This is a genomic window from Chryseobacterium sp. 'Rf worker isolate 10' (genome assembly GCF_050753305.1).
GTDB lineage: Bacteria > Bacteroidota > Bacteroidia > Flavobacteriales > Weeksellaceae > Chryseobacterium.
Map to the genome: position 1 here is coordinate 2,020,784 of NZ_JBOZOF010000001.1, position 20,260 is coordinate 2,041,043.

A 20,260-nucleotide genomic window follows, 5' to 3' on the forward strand; every position below is an offset into this window, starting at 1 on the left:
ATTAAAATTTGTTGGAAGAATTCATTAACAGAAAATTGACCTCTTTAAATTTTGCAAGGATATTCTGTCCGTATTTTGTAAAATATTGATGTTTTATGAAAAAATTATTATTCTCCATTTGCCATTCTTCATCGGTAAAAGTAAGCCCGAGATATTTTTCGAACTCCAGTCTTAAAGCTTTTTCATACTTAGTATAATTAGTTCTTGTCAAATGAAACATATCTGCATCACAGATTATTTTCCCGATTTCCGAAACCGGATTCTGGGGATATTTGGTGGAATCAATGCATTGTAAAACTTTTCCGATAAAATCTTTATTACAACCGTAATTTTCTAAAAATTTTTTGGCAATTTTCTTACTTTCCTCTTCATGTCCTTTATAAGAATAGGCATATCCGGAATCATGGAACCATGCAGAAACCTGCAATACACAAATATCCTCTTCAGAAAGCAGGCATTCCTGAGCAATCTCACGCACCGCAGAAACCACTTCATAGGTATGTCCTACATTGTGAAAAGTCAACTGATCGGAAAGATTTTTCGTAAGAAATAATACCATATAATCTCTTACAGCTTGCAATACATTGTTCATAAATAAATTACATAAGACAAAGTTGAGAGGTAATTCTGAAGAAATTTGGAATTTTTGGTCCATAAAATCAATCATCTCCTGAAACAGGAAAAGAAGCCACTTCTAAAAAGTGACTTCCGTCTCATCATCAATCCACTTAGGTATTTAATCCTTCTGAAGTTTTACAAATTCACCTTTAGTATTGAACAATGCATCACCACCATCTACTTCGGCTTCATATAATATTGTTCCGTCTGCCTTTACGATTTTAGCAGCCTCTTTAATTTTGCCTAATTTATTTTTGGCGATATAGGATGTAACCCCTGCAGGAAGCAGTTTAGCGCTTATTTCCGTTTCCTTTTCTTCCAAAATTCCTTGAGAATTATACAAAACACTCATCTCCTGGCCTTTATATTTAAACCCTGCCTCGTATTTCTCATCTTCTTTTTCCCATTTTGCTTTTGTGCCAGGATAAGCTTTCTGAAATGCTTTTTCTACCACTGCAGGCACCTCTGCTCCTTCTTTTTTGTCTTTCTTTTCCTGAGAATATGCAAACGTACTTAGGCCAGCCAACGCCATTGCTAAAATTATTTTTTTCATTTTAAATATGATTTTTAATTAACAATGTAAATTTGTAACCCAATTCTGTAGACATGCTGAATTTTAAGTGGAAAATGAAAATTATTCAAAAAAAACTGTAAAATAATGTTTACTGTTTTCAAAGCTATAAGTGATTTTAAAATGATAAAGGCTGACAATCTTATTACATATCTCTAATCCCAGTCCAAGACTGTGGCTATGATTGGACTGTTTTTTAAACCGCTGAAACAAATCTGATTCTCTGAGCCCGGACACTCCCTCCTGCGCATCATTACTAATCCTTAAAAATGTTTTAGAAAGCTCTACCTGTATGTGCTTTTTATCTTCTGTGTACTTGATTGCATTTGACAAAAGATTGCCCAATAAAATATCAATCAGAATAGGATTCGCAACAACCTCAACATGATCCCGAAATTCTGTTTCCAGATGAATTTCCCTCATTTGTAAAGTATCATGATATTGCTGGATAAGATCGTTTAATGCATCTTTTACCACAATCTTTTCAATATTGGGAAATTGATTATTCTCAATTTTCGTCAATAACAGCAGGGTTTTATTGATTCTCTGCATTCTCTTTCCTGCAAGGGATATTTCATTGATATAATCTGCCTGCTCTTCTGAAATGGGAGAAGTCTGCATCAGCAGCTCCAGCTTACTTGAAAAAATGGCAATCGGAGTCTGCAGCTCATGGGAAGCATTTTCTGTGAACTCTTTTTGGGATTTGTATAATTTATTATTGCGATTTATCAATTCGGTAATAGAGTTTTCCAGATCTTTAAACTCAACAATCTTAGTAGGCATAAAATCAAGCTTACCGGAAGTATCAACGCGATACCCTTTCATTTTTTTGACAATATTATTAAAAGGAAGCCATATTTTTTTTGATATAGAAACATTAATAAGTCCCAATCCGATAATTAAAATTAAAATAAAACCAGACTGAAGTAGTAATAGGTTGGTAAGAAGATCTTCATCTTCAATCATTGATTTCTGGATCCTGATGGTATAATTCTTTCCTTTTATCACAACGTTTGAGAGCATCACACGATGCATTACAATCTCATTATCGGACTTTACAAAAATAGGTTCGCTGGAGAACACATCACTTTTCAACGATTGCTTAGAGGGCGTAACGGTTATCTCATTTTCAAAAGAAACGAAATTCTTTGCTGGCACAGTATTCAACTGGGTTTCGATCCATTTTTTCTGCTGTCTCATGCCTTCATCCAGCCCTCCCAACAATAAATACTGTAAGGAAAGATAAAACAAGGGAATTGCAATAATGGAAATACATGCCGAATAAATGATGTACCTCTTTGATAAATAATGAATCAGTTTCATATTAAATTTCAAATTTATATCCCATTCCGTACACAGATTTTAAATAGTCTTCACATCCAATTTTAGAAAGTTTCTTCTTAAGATTTTTGATGTGAGCATATATAAAATCATAATTTTCATACAGATAAATATCCTCACCGGATAGATGTTCTGCAATGGCAGCCTTAGAAAGGACTCTGTTTTTGTTCACCGCAAAATAAAGCAGCAGATCATATTCAGTTCTTGTTAAATCCGCAATATGATTATGGATAGAAACTGTTTTTGCCAAGATATCAATTGTGATTTCGTTCAGGACCAAGATATTATCTCCATTAAATTTTCTTCTGCGGATAACCGCTGCAATGCGCGCACTGAGCTCTGATAAATGAAAGGGTTTAGGAATATAATCGTCTGCTCCAAGTTTTAAACCTTCAATTTTATCTTCAATAGAATTTTTAGCAGAAATAATGATTACTCCTTCTGTTTTATTATTTTCTTTTAAAAATTTCAACACGTTTAAACCGTTTCCGTCCGGAAGAGAAATATCGAGAAGTATGCAGTCATAATCATAGGAATCTGCTTTTTCAATAGCGCTTTTAAAATCATTGGCAACTTCGCAGAGATAACTTTCCGAATTCAGATAGCTGACCATGCTTTTGCTTAAGGCCGGTTCATCCTCTATGATAAGTATTTTCATAATTTTTGTTTAATTTAATTGATTAATCACATTCTCTGAATTCCCGATATAAAAATATCCGGTAATACACAACAAAATACATCCTAAAACAAAGCCGCCCAAAACATCCGTAAACCAATGTGCTCCCAAATAAACTCTTGACACAGCGCCAGTGAATATTACAGCAAGACAAGTGAAGCTAAGAATTATCTTGGACCTTTTTACGATTTTTTTTGTATTTAAAATCATAAGAATCAGTGAACCAAAGAAAACGGTATAAAACAAAACATGACCGCTGGGAAAACTCTGATATTTTGTATCCTCCAATAATGTCACCAGCTCTCTGGAAGGACGCGGCCTGTTAATCAAAACTTTGAAAAACAAACCTATTAATCCTGAAACCAGTGTTGATAGAAGCAAAACTGACTCTCTTTTATATTTCAATAAAAATAAAGCCAATGACAGGACAACAACTACCCCCACCGACACAGATGTTCTTCCCAGCCAGCTGACCCATATCATAAAATCATTAAGCCCGGCACTCTGATTCTCCTGTATTTCCTTTGAAATATGGATATCCAAATACTGCGGAGGTTCTGCAGTTACATAAAAACCTAAAAGCAGAAATGTCAGCACTAATACTGAAAAAATGCCATATGCATAGGGCTGCAGCCTTCTATATTGAAAAGATATAAGCTTCATAATAAAAATTTATGACTACAAAGTAAAAACCTGATTTTGAATAAATTTTGAATTCTGCTCCCGTAGCTTACATACCGTAAATTGTTGACAGAAACACTGAGTGAAAGGCATAGAAATACACTTACAATGATAAATGGTTTTAATTTTAATAATTTATTAATTGTTTATTTCTTCTTGTCTATATTGAATTTTGTTTAATAAAGTAGGCAATACAACGAGTAAAAGCGGCAGTGCAACAATAAATCCACCGATAACTGCAATGGCCAGAGGCTGATGCATTTGTGCTCCTGTCCCAATTCCCAGTGCTAAAGGCATCAATGCTATGATTGCTCCCAAAGCTGTCATTAATTTAGGACGGAGTCTTGTGCTAATCGCATAGATTACAGCTTCCTCCTTGGTTTTCGAAGCCAGACTTTCATGAAACTGTAAATAAGTAAAAATGGCATTTTCACCGATGATTCCTACCATCATAATCAATCCTGTATAACTTCCGACATTGAGAGGTGTATTGGTAAAATAAAGCAGTAAAATACCACCTGAAAGTCCAAGAACAGAAATCAATAAAATAATTAAGGCCAGCAAAACATTTCTAAACAGAAACAGCATCACAGAAAAAACCAGCAAGCTGGAAACCACCAAAATAATAAGCAGTTCCTTAAAAGATTGCTGCTGCTCTGCATAAGCACCTCCATAAACCACAGAATACCCGCTTGGCAGTTTTACTTTCTGACTGATTTGCTTTTGAATTTCCTGAATTGTTCCTCCCAGATTTCCGTTATCCAGTCTTGCTGTTACAATGCCTAAAGTCTGCAGATCTTCTCTGTTGACTTCTGCAGAACCTTTTGTAACATTCACGGTTGCAAATTCACTCAATGGCTTCAGCATTCCGTTGGGCAAAGCAATCATGCTGTTGTTGATATCACTCAAAGACTGGTTGCTTTTTTCATTGTATAACAGCCGTATCGGCGTGTACTGAATATTATCAAAAATATTTCCTGCCACATTCCCATCCAAATTGGCCTGCAACTGATTCTGAAAATCAGGTAAGGAAATATTGTACTGAGCTAAAACAGGAAGTTTTGGAGTAACCACTATTGACGGTCCTGCGATTACAATTCCATCAAATACATCAGCCGTACCGCTTACTTTTTCAGTAATGGCCGCTATTTTTTTTGAATACGCTTCAATCACTTTCTGATCTGTTCCAAAAACTTTAATTTCAATAGGCTGTACACTGCTCATCAGATCTCCCAGCATATCTGTAATCACCTGGCCAAAATCAACGGTCAATGGCAAACCTGAAGCATCAATTTTTGCCCGAATTTCGTCTGTAACTTCATTTGTAGTCTTGCTCCGGTTCTTTTTTAGCTGAATTAAATAATCACCTCTGTTGGGCTCCGTAATGAAGAATCCCATTTGGGTTCCTGTTCTTCGGCTGTAGGCCTGCACTTCAGGAGTGGATGTGATTATTTTTTCAACTTCTTTCAGCTCTCTGTCTGTTTCTTCCAGTGAAGTTCCCGGAGGCGAATTGTAGTCTAAAACGATACTTCCTTCATCCATATCAGGAAGAAATCCGGTACTGATATTAGGAAGAACAATCGCTGTCAAAACAATCAGTATGGCAATAAAAACATAGCTGTATAACGGTTTTCTGATAAAAAAACCTACCCATTTTCTTTCTTTTACATCGTGATGCTGAAGATTCTTTTCTTTCTTCTCTCCTGAAGATAGCAGTAAATAAACAATAGGTAATAATATCCAGGTTACAAAAAAGGAACAGATTAATGTAATAATCATTGTATCTGTCATTACTTTAAAATAGGCACCTGCCACACCGCTCATCAGCATAAATGGTAAAAAAATCACAATCGTACTTAACGATGATCCTACCATGGCTTTCAAAAGATAATTAATCGCTTTTTGTACTAAGGTTTTTGAAGATTCCTCGGGATGTTCCTCATGAGTTCTGTGTATTTGTTCAACAACCACAATTGCATCATCAATGATTAATCCTATGGCTGCAGCAATGGCTCCCAAAGTCATAATATTGAAAGTCTGTCCCATCGTATACAAAACAAGTATTGTAAGACTCAACGTAACAGGAATGGTAATGAGAATAACCATACTCGCCTTCCATGAACGAAGAAAAATAACCGCAACCACAATGGCTAAAACAAGCCCAATCCATAAAGCATCAGTAACACTTTTAATGGAATCATTCACAAAATCTGCCTGAACGTAATAAGGTTTTAAAATTAAATCTTTCGGAAGTGTTTTTTGAAGTTCAGCAATTTTAGATTCCATCGCCTGGGTGAGATCTACCACATTGGCATTCGGCTGCTGAATAATGGCAATAAGAATACTTTCTTTCCCGTTGGCATTTACTTTTATATATTGTTTGGCATTGTGAATATTGATCTGAGCAATATCACTCAGCAAAACGATCCGGTTTCCGTTGTTGCTCACCACAAGATTTTTCAGTTGACCTTCATTACGAATCTGGGCATCAGTAAGGGTTAAATATAAATATCGAAAATCTGAGGAATATCCGTTAGACTTAATAAAATTGGTATTATTAATAGCCTGCTGAACAGAAGCCGGTGTAATTCCCAATCTCGCCATCATGGGCTGATTCATTACCACACGAAACTCTTTATCCTGCCCGCCGATGATTCTTACTTCACTCACTCCCGGAACCTGCGAAAGGAAAGGTTTGATCGTATAAAGCGCCAATTGTTTCAGTTCTATCGGGTCTTTTGAACTGGAATTTAAAGAATAACCCATCACCGGAAGGATCGAAGGGTTCATTTTTTCAACGGAAATATTGACATCCGGAGGCAATTGATTTCTTACCTCATTGATGCTGCTTTCTATCTGTTGTTTTGAAAGGTCTACATTCACATTCCAATCCATAAAAGCAGAAATTTCACAACTTCCTCTGCTGGTTGTACTTTTCAACACCTGTAAATCCGGGACTTTTTTCACAGCATCTTCCAAAACTTTAGTAACCCCTACTTTCATTTGGTTCACAGGCTGCTGTCCTGCGTCAGCAATTATTTTTATTTTCGGAAAAGTGATTTGCGGAAATAGCGCAGAATGAATTTTGGTGTAAGAATAAATTCCACTTGCCAGAATCAGGAAAATCAATACCAGCAAAGGATTTTTATAGGTTACAAAAAATGACTTTTTCATCAGATTAAGGTTTTTGTATTTTCACAGCTGCAGTATCGGTCAATCCAAAATTCCCTGAAACAATGACTCTGTCTTTCGTTGTTACATTCCCTGATTTTATCTGAATATACCTGTCGGTTTCAATTCCTTTTGTAATCTCTGTTTTTACAGCTGTGGTATCATTAATTAATTTCATTACCCAAAAAGAAGACTGTGTTTCATCACTTACAACAGCCATTTTAGGAACGGATAATCCAGAGGCGGAAGTTTTAGAAAAACGGACTGTCCCGATCAGGTTTTCAGGAATAGTATGATCAGAGACCTGAAGCAGCACCTTTACGGTCTGAGAAACCGCATCCACTGAAGGCATTATTTTTGTGATTTTCCCCTGTAAAGTGGTATTGTCAGGCAAAGTGATGGGTAAAGAGCCTTTATTTTTGATAATCTGAAGGTATTCATAAGGCACATCCACCACAAAACCAAAACTACCTGCATCAGTGATTGTTGCTAAAATTTCCCCATCCTGCACATAATCTCCGATCTGATGATTTAGCATCGCTACATAACCTGTCGCAGGGCTTATTACCGTTGTTGCTCCATTGAAACGGAATGACTGATCCAGCTTATTGATGGTATTTCCAAGAGCTCTTGCTTCTTTGGTCTGCAATCCGAAAAGCACGGAGCCTTTACTTACACGATCTGCCAGTTTAATGGTCATTTTCGTAATATATCCATTGCTGTTGGCTTTTACATCAGACTTTAAAAGATAAGTTGCCGTTGCATTCAGTGTGATTTCGTTATTAAGCTGAGCCGTATCGGAAGGATAAGCTATCGTAACCAGTGTTTTTGGTTTTGCATCTGTTGCAGAAGTATCTGCCGGAGCATTGTCAGCTGTTTTATGGCAACTGAAAACAAAAAGAGAGGTTATAATGAGGGTGATTATTTTTTTCATAATTTATTGAATGATTAGGTATTGCAACTGATTTTTCAGATTGAATAATGTTGTATTATACTGGATAATATTTCCTTTAAGGCTGAGTAAATTATTAATGGACAAAATAAAATCCACCATTTTCACATCTCCTGTCGGAAGCTGTTTTGCATTAGCTTCTACAAGAGTTTTAGCATACGTAATCTGCTGATTGGCAGTATTGATCATTTTATTGTATTGCCCAAACTGATTATTGATCTGGAGAATCTGCTGCTGGTATTGTCGCTGGGTTTGTTCAAGATATTTCTTACGGGTTTCCAGTAATAATTGATTTTGCTGCAACAGCATTTTTTTCTGATGCCCATCATAAATCGGAATCGTAACACCAATGCCGGCACTCATTCCGAAATTTTTATAAGGAGTTGTGGCAAATGAAGACTGATAACCACTATCTGAAAAGGCCGTTATCTTTGGTTTATAATTGTATTCGATAATTTTGGCGTCATTTGATAATTTTAAACTATCTGCCTGAAAAGCTTCATTATAGATACTTTTATCAAATGATACGGGATTCAATGTTTCAGTAAATGTTGGCTTTTCAAGGAATTCGAAGGTGTCATCTACAATTCCGGACAGATATTTCAGCAAAGAATAATTGTTCTGCCAATCTGCTTTTTGTTGTTCTAGAGTCAGTTCATTTTGCTGAAGAGTAACTTTAAAAGTCAGATAATCTGTTTGTTTAAAAACAGCAGCCTGTGTCAGTTTTTTCAAAACAATATCCTCCTGATTGAGCAAATGAATAATTTCTTCGCTTAAGTTATACCGTTGCTGGCTGGCATACGTGGCAATATACTGATCTGTAATTTGTTTGTTAAGTGTTTGAATACTTATATTTTTCTGAGCCAGAACCTGTGCAATACTTGCATGGAGGCCTTCGAGACGGGTATTCAGATTATTTCGGCTGATGAATTCTTTGGCTACACGCACACCGGCAAAAAGCGATTGTCCATTGGTAAGGGCATTATCATATCCCCATCCTTTAATATTGGGAGAATATCCTGCATTCCCTTCTCCAGTCACGATGAAACCATAAGATGCCTTTAATTTTAAACTATCAATTCGGTTGGAGATAACCTGATTATTATAATCATTCAGAACAGGGCTATTTGCTTTTGCTTTTTCCAGAAAATAAGACAGTGTATTTTTTGATTGTGCACTGATTTTACTGCCACAAAAAAATACAGCCGAAAACAAAAAACCGCGAATAAGATATGTTCTTAAAACATTCATGATCTGTTATTTATTCAGTAAAGATTATACATGATTCTGTAGACATTCTGAATAAAAAAAAGATTGACCATAATATCAATCTTTTATTCCGTTTTCATACGGTAGCAGCGTATTCATTTATCCCTCCAGCTTATGAATAAGTTTTTTTATTTCGGATGGACTTAGTTCTGTTTTCGTTTCTGTGGCTAAAATATTTTTTAAAATGGTAATTTGGGCAGTTTTTAAAGCATCCTGGGCTTTTACTTTTTGATCAGGAATCACTCCAATATGTTCCCAGTTTTTATGATCTATCACAGAACTTACTTTTCCTGTCGGGACAAGTAACAGATATTGATTCTGAATAACAAAATGATCTACCGGATTGGCTGCTCCAGGTGTTTTCTCACCTATTACTTCAGCCAGTTTATTTTGCTGCAAAAAATAAGCAAGCGCTTCTGCTGCAGAAAAAGTACTTTTACTGGTAAGGATATAGATTTTTTTATAGAGATACTTTGCCCCCAAAACATCGGGTTGCGTACTGTTCATAACCGTCTTGTCTTCATGCCTGAAATAGGTGGTATAAAGGTCTGTTTTTTTATCAAAAAAATAACTGCAGAACAACAGAAGCATTTCATTATCTCCCCCTTGATTTTCTCTGAGATCAATGATCAAGGCGTTCGTATTGGCAACAAAATTCATGGCAGCAGCCAATGTAGCCGCGCTGGAATTTGATGAAGCAAAGCCTTTATAATTAATGTATCCTATATTGCCCTCCAATCGCTGAACACTTTCAAAACCAAAATTCTCAAGACTGTTGTGAAAATCATGCAGCTTCTCCTTTTCTTTCTCATCAACTACCTTTTCAGGGCTATAGTTTTCCAGATATCTGAAAGAAAAATGGTAGTCTTTTATATCCGATCTCAGTTTCTTGCCAAGAAGCGCTGCAAAATTATTTTTATTCAGCTTATTAAATACTCCTTTTTTAAGGTCGCTTTGAAATGAAGAATCTACTTTTTTATAAGCTTCTTTATCGATATAATAACGCTTTACTTTTTCTGTAATGTCAGAAAGAACGATCGTTTTTTCATCCTTCTGTGCATACGATAGCAGGGAGTGAAAAACGAAAATTCCGATTACTATTTTTTTCATGGAAATTGGTATTTATTTATTTTTATTGGTGATATCAACCTTTGTTTGCAGGGCATCTCTTGTTAAGATGACCGTGCTTAGCTTTCCATTGATGAAATCAAATTTTAATAGATTCGGGTAATCTACAATGGTAAAAAGTCCATTTTCCAGATATACCAATTCATTGTCATTTTTTCCTTTAAAATATTCTAAAAACTGATTTTCAACATAAAGACGATTGTTTCTTTCTACAATTTTTGTGTCCGCTCCCTGTCCATACAAAAAGTCGTTGTATGTACCGATGAGTTGATTTTTTACGCTTGCAGGAATCTCATGTGTCTTTTTATCAGACAGTTTATTGTTCCAATTCATTAATTCCAGAATCTTTACCCTTGTCTGGTTTATCACCGGAATACGGTTAGGCTTTTCACCATTCGCAAGAACGACAAAGCCATTCCCATCTTTCATACTGGCAAAAATACTTCCTCCAACTCCGGTATTGGAGCCGCTGCACATCAGCCAGTCATAGTTGTTATACGCTACAGATCTCTGCCACCCATTACCCCATCCGCCAACAGCATTTTTCAAAGCCGTTACTTCTGCTACTTTTTTGGCAACCTGATGAGAAATCACTTTGTTATTTTTATTGCGCAAAGCATTTTGTATCTCAATAGAAAGCTTAGCCAGATCTGTAGGCGTAGACCATACTCCTGATGCTGCAACCTGCGGGGTGATAGGCAAGCCTGTTTTAATAACTTGTGCATCTTTATCGTGAACGGAAGCAACATTGGTTGGAAATCCTTTTTCATTAGGCTGTATCATGGTGGTATTCTTCATACCTAGAGGTGAAAAGATATATTCCTGAGCAAGTTCTGCAATAGATTTATTCAAAGTATCTTCTAATGCCATTTGGACAATCACATAACCGCCTCCGCTATATGCAAAATCAGTTCCTGGTGTGAACAGAAATTCAATTTCCTTACCGTATCCCGGGATCTGTCCTAAAAGACTTTCTTTGATAGTAGGAATTTGATCTCCTACATAGTAATCTGAAAATCCACCTTGACTTGTCCCTGAAGTATGGTTAAAAAACTGTTTCCAGGTTGGGCTGTTATTTTCAGTAAACTTGCTTTTTGGCAGATGCCAGCGTTTTAAATACTTATCAATAGGATCATTCAAATTAATCAGCCCTTTTTCTTCAAGGATATGGCAAAGAAGCGCTGTTATGGGTTTTGTAATAGAAGCTGTAGAAAAAGCGGTGTTTACATCCAGTTTTTCTTTAGAATTCATAGATTTTACTCCAACCTGATTTGAGTAGACAATCTTATAATTTTCAAAAACAACAAGACTAAATCCCGGAAGTTTATACTTTTCTAGTTGTTTTTCAACATGTAAACTATCTGTAAGAAAGCTATAATCTTTTTTCTGAGATATTGCTGTATGACCTGCTTTGCAACCCGTCATTATTACAGTAAGAATCAGTAGGTATATAAAACTTTTCATGGCGTGATTTTTTTATATTTAAACTCTAATATTTGATGATATTTATTTCAGAACGGTTTCATAAATTTTGTTCATCAGATCCTGTCTCATTTTTGAGTTTCTCTGATCAAGAAGGATAATGAACCCCCATTTTTTTGCTCTGTTGTAACATATAATGGAAGACTGACCCATAGAGTCTCCTGATTTATAATAGATTGTATTTTTATCATCCGTCGAGATCCCTAAACCTAACCCCATTTCTCTTTTTTCATCTTTATAAAAGATTTTTTCCTCAATGATGGCAGCCTGCCCTATTCTGGTTTTATTATTTAATACAGCTTTTAGAAACTTAACCATATCAACCGCATTAGATTTCACTAATCCCGCAGGTGCTGTAATATTCCAATTGAAGAATTCCTGAATTCCTCCTTCCGGATTGTGAGCCGTTGTTCTGTTTTTCACATTAAAATCTTTAGTGAATGTAGTTGTCATTTTCAACGGCTGAATAAGTTGTTCTCTGATAATGACATCATAGCTCTTACCATATATTTTTTCCAGAATCTGTCCCAGCAAAGTATAGCCAATGGTAGAATATCGGTATTTACCATAATCTTTCAGCTCACTGCAGTTATTGATAATTGAGCTCAATGTATTTTGAGTAACACCGCTTACTGGCTGCTGTGGATTCTGCTCAATCAATTTTGCAAAATCGATGTCAGGTAAACCAGATTGATGGGATGCAAGATCTGAAACTCTGATTTTGTTTTTAAGATTCTGGTTCAATACATATTCCTTCGGAAGGTAGCTGTCTATATAATCATCCAGTTTTATTTTATGATCAATAACTGCCTGAGCAATTAAATTTGAAGTTAAAATTTTGGTGATTGATGCAATTTCAAATAGAGAACTTTTGTCAATTTTAGTCTGGCTTTCCGCATTCAGATTACCATATGAAGTATAATATTCTTCGTTGTTACTGATGAAGCCAACACTGATCCCTACGTTAGGATTTTTTTTATAATTATCCTGTATGATAGAATCAATCTTGGTGGAAAATTTTTGCCCAAAAGAAAAGCTGCTGATGAATAAAAGTACTGCTAAAAGTGAGAATGAAGTTTTCATTGTATCGTTTTTTTAAATGTTAAAAATTTATTTCGATACAAAGATGTGGAAGACGCCGAAGCTATGCGACCGAATAAAAGTAATCGTTCACATTTGCTTAAAAAAATAGGTTCGAATCTTTCAAAAAAAGAGTACGAGTAATTACAAACAACTGTATTACAAATTCTTACGGTAATAAGTTGGCGTATTCCCGGTATGTTTTTTAAAGGCAGTATTAAAGGAAGATTTTGAATTAAAACCCACTTCATATAGAATTTCAAGGATCGTCACCTTGCTTTTTGTAGCATCTTTTAAGATATTCATCGCATTTTCTATCCGATAAGTATTTATAAAATCATAAAAATGCTGGCCTAATTGGTGGTTGATCAAAAGAGATAAATCCCGGACAGGAATTTGTATTTCACTGGAAACATCCTGAATGGTAAGTGAGGAATTAAGAAAAGGTTTTTTCTCAATCATATAATTTTTTAACCTCAAAAGCTCTTCATTATATTCCTTGTTACTGGACACTAATTCATCACTGTTTTTCTCTTCTGAAATAATCTCAGACACCAGTTTTAATTTTGAATCAACGTTTCTGAACAGCTCCGGATTATTTAATGCTTTGAAAAGATACCAGCAAATAATAAAGAGCGACAGTAATAAAAGCCCAACCTTCATCCACTCAGAAATGTAGGGATAATCTGAAAACTTAAAAATATTTTTCAAAAGAGCAATGGCATACACCACAGACAATACAACGGTAAACTGAAAAAGCCAATGGTAAGAACTGATACTTTTCCCGGCATAGTTTTCAAGATAGAGTGTCTTTGATTTTCTTAACACCCTGAAAACAGCAACGAAATACGCAATCATCTGAACATGAATCAGGATATGATTAAACTGCAATTCTATCATGCTTTGGCGATTTTGAATAAAGCTGATTTTTGCAGCTGTATCTACCCCATAAAAACGAGGCACTAAAGCCAGATTAGCAATTAAAAACGGAAGCGCATGCAGGAGATATTGAGGCTTAAGTTTGAAATCGGAATAGCAAACGGATAAGATATAGAGGTAAAAAACCGGAATTTGCAGGTAAGCAAATGTATTTCTAAGCATTCCAAGGTTAGAGGGCCCATCAACCATCATATTAAACAATGGTTCGCTAATATCGATAGCATTGATGATCAGAAAAACAGCAAACAACCTATTGCTTACTTTATGTTTTGTCTTTACGGTAACAAGGAAAATAGCAAGAAGCACTGAAATGAATATGGAAACCGAAGCCACAATAATTAATAAATTACTCTTATCCATTCCTGATTCTTCTTTGTTTTTGGTTATTTTATTTTTAGTCTTTTTTATTGGAGTGGGTTCCCATATTTTGGTTATCCCCCAAGATGTGCAAATATAAAAATTAGATTGATACTGACTGAGTTTTTTCTCAATCGCATTGTTGAAGCTGGAGGCTGGGAGCTGGAAGAAGGAAGTTATGACGCCTTTATCTTTCTGAAACGCAAAGTAACACACAGCAATGTCATTGACTCCGCCTAATCTTCGATTTCTGACGAAGGAAGAATCTCATTCATATTTTGAGTTTCTTCAATACACTTCGTTTCTTTCAGAATGACAGCGGTGAAATCAGAAGTTTTACCCCAAACACCCATCACCACGACTCATAATAACTTCCATCTTCCAGCCTCCTACTCCCAGCTTCTACTTCCCTCTCCTTTCAAGAATCAGATGGGCGGCATCCAACATTTTGGTCAGGTGGATGTAGGGATTGACGATATTTCTTTCCGGCAGATTATCATACATTCCCATTGAGAAATAGACAATACCGGACATAAAATAATCAAACTCCCTGACACTGTATTCTTTAAATGCTTTTTTAAAAACCAACAGAGGATTTTGGTATTCTTTCTCCGAAAGCAAGCCAAGAATCCATGGAGAAGGATTTTCTAAATGAGCACAGGCAATCCGTTTCTTTTCCTTCAGATGAATGAGATAACCGGCACGCACAAAAGACCGCACCGCCTGATGAAACTGATAGATCACGGACGGATCTTCATCAATCCAGCTATTTCTCTTTATGGCATAATTCATAATGTTGTTTAACATCTCTTTAGAGGCTGCCAGATCATTGAACTGGAAGAAGGTCTCCATCAGCTGTAATCCGGAACGCTTCTTATCAACTGCCCAAAAACGGGTCTCAACGTGTGTTCTGCTTTTTTTCATGTGTTTGTATTTTTTTATAAATGTAATAAAAAAAACAAAAAGGATACATATAAGTATCCTAAATTTTAACTCTAATCTTAGAATTTTACAGTTAATGAATGATATCGAACTTAATAACTGTAAAAAAGCCCTTGGTTATAGAATTTCTGAATTAAGAAAGAAAGTCATAAACCCAGAGACCAATAAGCCTATCTCACAAGAAGAACTGGGGTTAAGAACCGGACATGCAAAAAAGACAATAGGAGAATTGGAAAGAGGAAATACTAATCCACGATATGATACCTTACTAATAATAAGCAAAGAGCTTAATGTTACAATACAAGAGCTCTTTGATTTTGACATGAAAAAATACATTAAACTATCAAATAAATCCTGACGAAAGTTGGGATTTTTTTTTGTGGCGAAATCTTAGAAATTCAGTAAAAATACTGATTGAAAATTTTAAAGTGATTTTTATTTTTGTTGTTTACGGAAAGCCGTAATTGATACAAAAGAACTGTCTGTATATTTGAATATATGATCTGATTATATCAACCAATTGAAAACTTAAATGAAAGAAAGTCTACTCAATTTAATTAGTGAAGCTCTTGTTCTAGAATATAACCTGCCTAACCAAACATTAAATTATCAAAAATCTTGCATCACACATGAAAGATTGAATGATGACTGTTATAAGGCTGATGATTTACAAAAATTATCTCGAATCGTGTATGAAAGCGTTTTATATTATTCATATGACCAATTTCAGCTAGATGGTGGTAATCATCAAGGAATGTTCGAAAATGCTTTTAAAAGGAAATTTAAGTTTAATGAAGCAGCTGATGAAACAGCAAAATTGAAACTTGGTTTCTACGGTGAGGCTTTATTATATTCTCTTTTAAAAATATTTTATAAAAATGAAACATTAGTTTGTCGTGGATATTTTTATGATATTCAAAAAAAATCAGAAGTGACAGGTTATGATTGTTTCCATTTAATTCAAACCGGAGAAAGTTTAGAATTATGGTTTGGTGAAACAAAATTCTATCAAGATGGAAAAGCGGCAGTCGATAGTGTTTTTAATAATATATCAAAAGCTATATCAAATGACTATTTAATAGAAACAAATTTTGTAACTATTTTGCAAAGCAAAGGAAATATTGTTGACAAAAACACTAAGATTTACGAAATTTTGGATAAATGGGAAAAATCATTAATAACAAATATGGTTGATGAACTTAATGCTAATAGTATTAAGTTGGTATATCCCATTTTAATCACTTATAACCAAAATAGTTCTGGTTATGACAAATCTGTAGAAGAAATAATAAATCATATTAATTCTGAATATATAGATTTGAAATTTAAAGATATAGGTATAGATTATTCTATATTTTTTATTTTTTTACCAATTACAAATGTTAGAGAATGTAAAAAACAGATTATTGAATGGATAGACAGCAAAGAACCCTTGATACCGTAATCGCATTAAATCAGTTTCAAAACAGACAATTAGAAAGGCATTTATTCTTAGAAAAAGTCTGTGATTATTTTGATTTCATAAAAGATAAAGAATTAGATGATGCAGATTTTCGTTTTTTGATCCATCTATCGTCGAAAGCTGGTGTCCCCCACTATTATGACATTTTAGCTAAATTTAATGAAGATAAGATTCTACTTAAAAATGAGGAAAATATTAAAATTGATGTAATTTCTTCGCTAATTTTTGAATCAACACTTTATACGAATGAGGATTCTAAACTTCATCTATACCAAAAAGAAGTTTTGGATAAATTTCAACACGGTAGATTAAATCGTTTCTTCTTATCTGCTTCAACTTCTTTTGGCAAAACACATTTGGTATATGAAATTATTAACAAGATGAATTATAGAAATATAATTCTAATTTTCCCTAGTATTGCTTTACTTTCAGAGAATTTATCTAAGCTTAAAGAAGAAAAGAATAAACTTATCAATAGCTATAAAATTCATACACTAAGTGATTCTGATATTGATTTAGAAGAAAATAATATATTGATTTTCACTCCAGAAAGATATTTATCTTTTCTGGACAAAAGCGAGAAAATGGATATTGATTTTATTTTTGTTGATGAAGTTTATAAAATAGATAATAGTTATATTATTGATGAAGAAAGTAAAGAAAATGAACGTGATATAGCTTACAGAATGTCTTTATTCTTTGGTTTGAGCAAAAACACTGAGGTTGACCTATTTATTGCAGGTCCATATATTGATGTTTTTAAAGATACTAATGAAGACTACAATCCATCTTTTGATTTATTCTTAAACGATTTTAGCATAAAAAAAATACTTTTAAATGAATACGAAATTGTAAAAGTTAATAAATATTCTGCCGTTGAAAATGAAAAAACTTCATTTGATTCACTTACAGTAAACCTGAAAGGAAAATCAACCAAAAAAGCAAAAATCCAAGAATTATTAGACAGTATTCTTTCTAATAGTGAAAATGCAATAATTTATTGTAATACAAAATCTATTGCTGAAAGTGTAGCACGTGAATATAATAGGACGGAAATTGTAACAGAAAAATTTTCTGATTTCATCAACCATCTCAAAGAAACATTTGATGAGAGATGGATCGTTATAAAAGCTTTAAAAAAAGGAATAGGTGTCCATCATGGTGTTGTCCCCAAATATATACAAAAAGAAATAATTGATTTATTTAACCAAACAGACAATAATTTAAATGTACTTTCTGCTACCACTACTATAACTGAAGGAGTAAATACAACAGCAAAGAATATGATAGTTTATAAAAGTAGTAAAGGTGGTGGAAAATATATAAAACCTTTACTAAAGTTTGATGCCAAAAATATTGCTGGCAGAGCAGGAAGATTTATGGAACATTATACTGGTCGTGTCATTACATTAGACAAAGAATTTCTTGAAGTTATTGAAAAAGAAGGTAAACCTATAGAGCATAAAAATTACGATAGCAATACATTAAAAAATGAAGTTGAGTATGAAATGACCAAACCTGAATATCTCGATGATAGAATTAAACAACAAATTGAAATATTAAAAAATGAACAAAAACGTTTAGAAATCCCCGATCATATTATCAACCAATTCAAAGTTATTAGTAAAAGACAAAAATTACTAATTTACCTTGAGATAATACGTCTATCAAAACAGCAGTTATCCATGATTAAAAAGCTTATTAGTAGTTTGAATTCTACAAATATGAGGTTGGATAAAGATGGATTTCAAATTGTCCTCAATATTATACTTCCACAAATCGAAAATGATAAATTGAGAGCCCTGATTGAGAACAAGTTCAAATACAACCAAGCAGATACAGATGAATATTCTATTTTGCTTGCATCCTTAAATAATTATATTTCTTATGGTTTTTCTGCAAACTATGACTACATACTAAATAGGAAATTGAGAGAAAAAGAACAATCTAAAAAGAATAAACAAAAAGATTTAAAAAAGAATAAAACTATCAATCTTGAATTAAATGAAGATGAGATTTCAGACTGTGTAGATTATTCAATGAGAGAAACTGCAGAATTAATATATAATACTTTTAAATATCAATTGGTTAAATATCTCGGAGTTTTTAACTTGATGTATAAATTTTACATTTCTAAAACAGAAGGAAAGAAATTCGAAGACGCTTCAGGTATCGATATTCTTTTAACAAAACTTGAATACAATGCTTTCTCGGAAAAAGCAAAAATAGCAAGCGATTACGGAGTTCCAAATAAAATAGTGGCGTTCTACGATGCAAAAACTACTGAACAAGCAAAAAGCATAAGTAATAGTTTTGATAATTATGAAAAAAAAGTTTTTGAAAAAGTAAAAAATATTATAGAACAATAGGTTTTTATCTACTGTTTAGAGTTCTCCGCTACCGCACGAATCCTTTCGTGTGGTTTATTATTATAAATCAAACATTCTAAAACAACAATATAAATATCCTTGTCAAGGTTTAAAACCTTGACAAGGATATCAACTGACATCACCTCTCTCCAAAGTCTCCAAACTTCGGAACATTTTTAAAGAAATCATTTTCCATCACCCCAAGCCAGAACATTTCCCCAGAAATTTCAAAAAAAACATCATCTTTCAAAAGAAACTTCTAAATATTCCGTTTAATTCTTAAATTTGATTCATGCGAAAGAATTTTTATCTCATCATTGTCTTATTTTCCCTTACCAGCTGCTATACCTATCAGGTAAAAAAGCCTGTGGATCCGGCAGCCAACAACAAGCAAGATCCTAAAAACAATACAGCTCTTGCCAATACTGCTTCCCCGCAAATGAACAGTACAGGAGCGGCACCTCAAAATCTGAACGCAGTACAGGCACCTGTTCCGGTGAATGTTCAGGAGAAGCTTGCCCCGGGTAAGAATGTTAAAATTGAAGTCAATGGTAAGAGTTATAAAGTAATCGTTGACCGATGGGAAAGCGACAGCCTGGTAGCCCATCCTGTTCGCAATGCTAAAACAAGTCTGAAGTTCCATAAGAACCAGATCAACAGCGAAAAAATTGCAGAAAAACGCTTTTCACAACCCATTGCAGATATTCTTACGGTGACAGCCTATACTGCCATTGGTGTTGGAATCTATCTTCTTGTCCGCTAGTTTTTAAACTTTCCGGCTCTCCAAAGTCTCCTGACTTCGGAAGCCTATTTCAGGGACTAAAAAACTTAATAAAATAGCCTGCAGCCCCTTCCGAAGGGTCTCTGGGTACTTCTATAACCCCCTCCAGGGTCTTCCGGACGGTCTCTACCCCCTTAAGCAACGGTCTCACCCCCCTTACCCAAGGGTCTCTACCCCCTTGGGTAAGGGGGTAAAGGGGGTTATGCAAGGGGGTAGAGAGGGTTATATAACCGGGTAGAGACCCTTATCCAACGGGCTCGAGACCCTTATGATAGCCCCTCGAGGGGGTTACGAACGGGGTACAGTGATAAAACATACTTATTTATACCCATTACCGGAACTTCAAAATCTCAGACTCTGGGGACTCTTCAAAGAATTTGTTAATTGATGGTTTCTAAGCCAGTAAACTTTACGCAGCTGGGTGTTTGAAATCATAAAAGA

Annotated in this window: 17 protein-coding genes; 4 read left to right on the top strand and 13 right to left on the bottom strand. The window is 34.5% G+C overall.

What is annotated here, in order from left to right; genetic code table 11:
• Position 1: 1 nt before the first annotated feature.
• The 13 genes from LKL37_RS09185 to LKL37_RS09245 all read right to left on the bottom strand — a co-directional run bounded on the left by LKL37_RS09185 (position 2) and on the right by LKL37_RS09245 (position 15,189).
• Positions 2-592 carry an HD domain-containing protein gene (locus tag LKL37_RS09185; RefSeq protein ID WP_431610253.1) on the bottom strand — a complete coding sequence of 197 codons (591 nt, stop codon included), beginning with the start codon at positions 590-592 and terminating at the stop codon, positions 2-4.
• Positions 593-736: 144 nt separating this feature from the next.
• The gene (locus tag LKL37_RS09190) at positions 737-1,171 is read right to left on the bottom strand and encodes a PepSY-like domain-containing protein (protein ID WP_431610254.1); all 435 of its coding nucleotides are present in this window, start codon (positions 1,169-1,171) and stop codon (positions 737-739) included.
• A gap of 81 nt (positions 1,172-1,252) precedes the next feature.
• The gene (locus LKL37_RS09195) at positions 1,253-2,512 is read right to left on the bottom strand and encodes a sensor histidine kinase (protein ID WP_431610255.1); all 1,260 of its coding nucleotides are present in this window, start codon (positions 2,510-2,512) and stop codon (positions 1,253-1,255) included.
• A gap of 1 nt (position 2,513) precedes the next feature.
• Entirely contained in the window at positions 2,514-3,188 is a 675-nt protein-coding gene (locus tag LKL37_RS09200) for a response regulator transcription factor (RefSeq protein WP_431610256.1), read from the bottom strand.
• Positions 3,189-3,197: 9 nt separating this feature from the next.
• Positions 3,198-3,869 (bottom strand): phosphatase PAP2 family protein, encoded by a 672-nt coding sequence (locus LKL37_RS09205; protein ID WP_431610257.1) that lies wholly within the window; start codon positions 3,867-3,869, stop codon positions 3,198-3,200.
• Between the two features lie 156 nt (positions 3,870-4,025).
• Positions 4,026-7,061: an efflux RND transporter permease subunit gene (locus tag LKL37_RS09210; RefSeq protein WP_431610258.1), complete on the bottom strand. Its 3,036-nt coding sequence runs from the start codon at positions 7,059-7,061 to the stop codon at positions 4,026-4,028.
• 4 nt (positions 7,062-7,065) lie between these two features.
• Complete coding sequence (locus LKL37_RS09215; protein WP_431610259.1) at positions 7,066-7,992, bottom strand: efflux RND transporter periplasmic adaptor subunit; 927 nt, start codon at positions 7,990-7,992, stop codon at positions 7,066-7,068.
• Positions 7,993-7,995: 3 nt separating this feature from the next.
• Positions 7,996-9,261 (bottom strand): TolC family protein, encoded by a 1,266-nt coding sequence (locus LKL37_RS09220; protein WP_431610260.1) that lies wholly within the window; start codon positions 9,259-9,261, stop codon positions 7,996-7,998.
• A gap of 117 nt (positions 9,262-9,378) precedes the next feature.
• Entirely contained in the window at positions 9,379-10,389 is a 1,011-nt protein-coding gene (locus tag LKL37_RS09225; protein WP_431610261.1) for a S41 family peptidase, read from the bottom strand.
• A 12-nt stretch (positions 10,390-10,401) separates the two neighbouring features.
• Positions 10,402-11,871, bottom strand: a complete 1,470-nt coding sequence (locus LKL37_RS09230; RefSeq protein ID WP_431610262.1) for a serine hydrolase domain-containing protein — start codon at positions 11,869-11,871, stop codon at positions 10,402-10,404.
• A gap of 42 nt (positions 11,872-11,913) precedes the next feature.
• Positions 11,914-12,972 (bottom strand): serine hydrolase domain-containing protein, encoded by a 1,059-nt coding sequence (locus tag LKL37_RS09235; RefSeq protein WP_431610263.1) that lies wholly within the window; start codon positions 12,970-12,972, stop codon positions 11,914-11,916.
• 156 nt (positions 12,973-13,128) lie between these two features.
• Positions 13,129-14,268: a helix-turn-helix domain-containing protein gene (locus LKL37_RS09240; protein WP_431610264.1), complete on the bottom strand. Its 1,140-nt coding sequence runs from the start codon at positions 14,266-14,268 to the stop codon at positions 13,129-13,131.
• A gap of 399 nt (positions 14,269-14,667) precedes the next feature.
• Positions 14,668-15,189 (bottom strand): hypothetical protein, encoded by a 522-nt coding sequence (locus LKL37_RS09245; protein ID WP_431610265.1) that lies wholly within the window; start codon positions 15,187-15,189, stop codon positions 14,668-14,670.
• 94 nt (positions 15,190-15,283) lie between these two features.
• Here LKL37_RS09245 and LKL37_RS09250 point away from each other — a divergent pair, with 94 nt between their 5' ends.
• The 4 genes from LKL37_RS09250 (at position 15,284) to LKL37_RS09265 (ending at position 19,801) form a co-directional block, all read left to right on the top strand.
• Positions 15,284-15,565, top strand: coding sequence for a helix-turn-helix domain-containing protein (locus LKL37_RS09250; protein WP_105700717.1), 282 nt, complete (start codon positions 15,284-15,286; stop codon positions 15,563-15,565).
• Between the two features lie 174 nt (positions 15,566-15,739).
• Positions 15,740-16,651 (top strand): Hachiman antiphage defense system protein HamA, encoded by a 912-nt coding sequence (locus tag LKL37_RS09255; RefSeq protein ID WP_431610266.1) that lies wholly within the window; start codon positions 15,740-15,742, stop codon positions 16,649-16,651.
• The gene (locus tag LKL37_RS09260) at positions 16,618-19,038 is read left to right on the top strand and encodes a DEAD/DEAH box helicase (RefSeq protein ID WP_431610267.1); all 2,421 of its coding nucleotides are present in this window, start codon (positions 16,618-16,620) and stop codon (positions 19,036-19,038) included. Before LKL37_RS09255 ends, LKL37_RS09260 begins: the two co-directional genes overlap by 34 nt.
• A gap of 292 nt (positions 19,039-19,330) precedes the next feature.
• Positions 19,331-19,801 carry a hypothetical protein gene (locus LKL37_RS09265; RefSeq protein ID WP_431610268.1) on the top strand — a complete coding sequence of 157 codons (471 nt, stop codon included), beginning with the start codon at positions 19,331-19,333 and terminating at the stop codon, positions 19,799-19,801.
• The last annotated feature ends 459 nt before the right edge of the window (positions 19,802-20,260 follow it).